A 2,874-nucleotide genomic window follows, 5' to 3' on the forward strand; every position below is an offset into this window, starting at 1 on the left:
GAAGAAACTCAGTACCACCTTATACTAAATGGGCAAAAGCATGGCCCATACACAGCATTTGAAGTGAACTCCATGATTGAACTCAAGGAAATACTCGTCACAGATGAAGTATCAATTGATGATGGTGCGAGCTGGGGACCTCTCTATCATATTGAAGGTTTTGATAGAAGAGTTCTAAAGTCAAACGAAGAACTACCAAAGACACCAAAGCAAACAGTCTTTAACGAATCTAAAAAAGAAGTAAAAAAGAAACTAAAGCATTTCACTGATGACAAGACTAATTTAATAGCTGGTCTCGCCTATATTGGGAACCTAAGAACAGGTAAGGCCAAGGAAGCTTTAAGTAAATCTCATCAAGAGGAAATGCAACAAGAAGAAACTCCAGTAGCAACTGAAAGTAAAAACTTTCAAGACTATTTATGGCAAGGTCTATTTGCTCTCTCAGCAATAGGTCTAATTGCAGTATTTGTAACTTGGAGTAACCAAAAACCAAGTCCAAAAGAAGCGACAGTTCCAACGAGAAAAATTGAGGCCAAGAAGATTGAACCAATTAAATTGAAACCTATACAAAAGTTCGATACCTCTAATAGTAATAATAATGTTAAACCAACAGCAATTAGAGAAAATGCTAACGTAAACTCTAGACCTACTTCGTTTAGAAGAAGTAAGGCATTTAGGCAAGCGTCAAAAAAGAAACTTTCTAATGACGCAAGAGCACCAGAAAGAGAAGACGATTTCTACTATGACAATAACACTGACCCGGTTCAACTTGATCCCGTTAGAAGCACACTGAGCAAAGAGACGATTGATCCTGAGTTTAGAGAAGAAGAGTTCAGAGAAGAAGAGTTTGCTGATGAATTTGAAGGCGACATGGAAAGTTTAGAAGGACAGCAACCAGAAGAAGTCTTCAATGAAGAAGTAGAGTACTAGATCAGAAAATCAATAATTCCTGTGACTTCATGAGTATTTTTATGATAAAAATACTCTATGAAATTACAAAATACAGAAATACTAAATAACTTCAGATCCCCTGCATTTCCAGGTTCGTTCTTTCTAAGCTTTGAAGGAATTGAAGGCGCAGGTAAATCAACACAAATTGTTTCAGCTAAAGACTACCTTGAATCACAAGGTTTTCGTGTTCTTATATTAAGAGAACCAGGTGGAACTCCATTTGGAGAAAAACTTAGACAGGCGATCCTAAACTCTACAACAGAGTTAGAGCCTATTTCTGAGGCATATTTATTTGCATCATCTAGAGCACAGCTTCTAACAGAAGTAACTCTGAAAGAGCTTAATACTCCTGGTACAGTTATTATTTATGACCGCTATATAGACTCTTCAATTGCTTATCAAGGAATTGCCAGAGGTCTTGGTGTAGATACTGTCTTAAATATGCACAATGTATTTCCATTAAACCTTATTCCTCATAAGACGTTCTACTTAAAAATATCAACTGAAACATCACTTGGTAGACAAAGAGTTAGAAACGCTCCAAAAGACTACTTCGAAAGCCGTGGTAAGGACTTCTACGAGAACCTTATTGCTGGTTATGATATGAGCTGTGAGCTTTTTCCAGAAAGAATTAGCGTAATTAACGGTAACCAAAGCTTAGAGCTTGTCTTTGAAGATATTAAAGAGGAATTAAATAAGCTTATTTTTAAGAAAGATGAGCAATAGTACAATACTTGAAAAGCTAATTTCACTATGGGCCAAGGATAAGCTGGCCCATTTCTATATTATACAACCATCACCGACTCAAGAAAATCCAAGAGACTTCACTAGGTCATGGACTAAGAACTTTCTCTCTAAAGTAATAGCAGAAGAAAAATCAATTTCTGAATCTGAAGCACTAAATAAGCTAGAGCTAGGTAATAGTGACATTCTTCAAATAACCAAAGAAGATGAAAATGAAAATTATAGTGTAAGTGATGAGAGCTTTGATGAGTTTTTTAAATTTCAAAACTATAGGCCATTAGAGTTAAAGCAGAGATTCATCGTCATTGATGATGCTCATTCAATTACAAAAATCCTAAGTAATAAGTTGCTAAAGACGCTTGAAGAACCTGCTGAAAGAACAACGATTCTAATGCTTGACCCGTATAGAAAAAAGATACTTCCAACTATATCGTCTAGAGCAATTTATATTCGCGTACCTGCAGAAGTAAACCAATCTTCCATAAATACTATTGAAAAACTCTCTGATTTTTTAAGTGAAAATGGGTTCAAAGAAGAGTTTGTCCTAAACATAAAGAAAATTGAAAGTAATAGATCTAATATTATGCCACTTTATGACTCACTGAAAGGTAAGAAGTCCTTAGAGATTGAGTTTGTAGACGCCCTAACTCGATACGTTAACCAACGTGGTTGTAGTTATAAGGAATTAGAATCATTTACAAATGCACTAAAGTGGTATGAAAAAGCTGCAGTGTTTAATAACTATTCCCCAGAAAAGCTCTCTGGCCTGATGCTCACCATCAATTAAGCTGCTTTGTACCTAGACAAATCACTGTAAATTCATGAATATAGTAGCTTAAATATATAAAAAAATGGATTTTACATAATGCAAGAAAATGCAAAAACAGATAACGAAAAAGAAGAAACTCAAATAAAACAGCCACAGGCCCAAGAGACAAGTGAAAGCTCTTCTAAAGAAACGTCACAAGCTAACACATCTAGCAGTTCAGACGAGAGTAAACTAACTGCAGGCGAAATAATAAAATTAGTTCGTGTAAGGTTTCCAGGAAACGCAAAATCTTTTCCATTCCTAATAGGAAAGAGAAAGTTTATGTACGGTCAAAAAGTTATGGCCATGAGTGACCGTGGAATGACTTTAGGTTATATCAATTCAGTTCCATACGAAGTTCCATTTGATAA

General features: G+C 35.4%; 4 protein-coding genes. All 4 read left to right on the forward strand.

Going from position 1 to position 2,874, the window contains the following annotated elements; translation table 11 throughout:
* On the forward strand, nt 1-930 hold a 930-nt coding region (locus tag ABX784_RS16680), incomplete at its 5' end, for a hypothetical protein (protein WP_372656195.1).
* 57 nt (nt 931-987) lie between these two features.
* Nucleotides 988-1,677 carry a dTMP kinase gene (gene tmk / locus ABX784_RS16685; protein WP_372656196.1) on the forward strand — a complete coding sequence of 230 codons (690 nt, stop codon included), beginning with the start codon at nt 988-990 and terminating at the stop codon, nt 1,675-1,677.
* A complete protein-coding gene (locus ABX784_RS16690; RefSeq protein WP_372656197.1) occupies nt 1,667-2,482 on the forward strand; it encodes a hypothetical protein in 816 nt (271 codons plus the stop codon). Before tmk ends, ABX784_RS16690 begins: the two co-directional genes overlap by 11 nt.
* A 78-nt stretch (nt 2,483-2,560) precedes the next feature.
* Nucleotides 2,561-2,874: hypothetical protein (locus ABX784_RS16695; protein ID WP_372656198.1), on the forward strand; the 314-nt coding region annotated here is incomplete at its 3' end.

The organism is Halobacteriovorax sp. (genome assembly GCF_041587335.1).
GTDB lineage: Bacteria > Bdellovibrionota > Bacteriovoracia > Bacteriovoracales > Bacteriovoracaceae > Halobacteriovorax.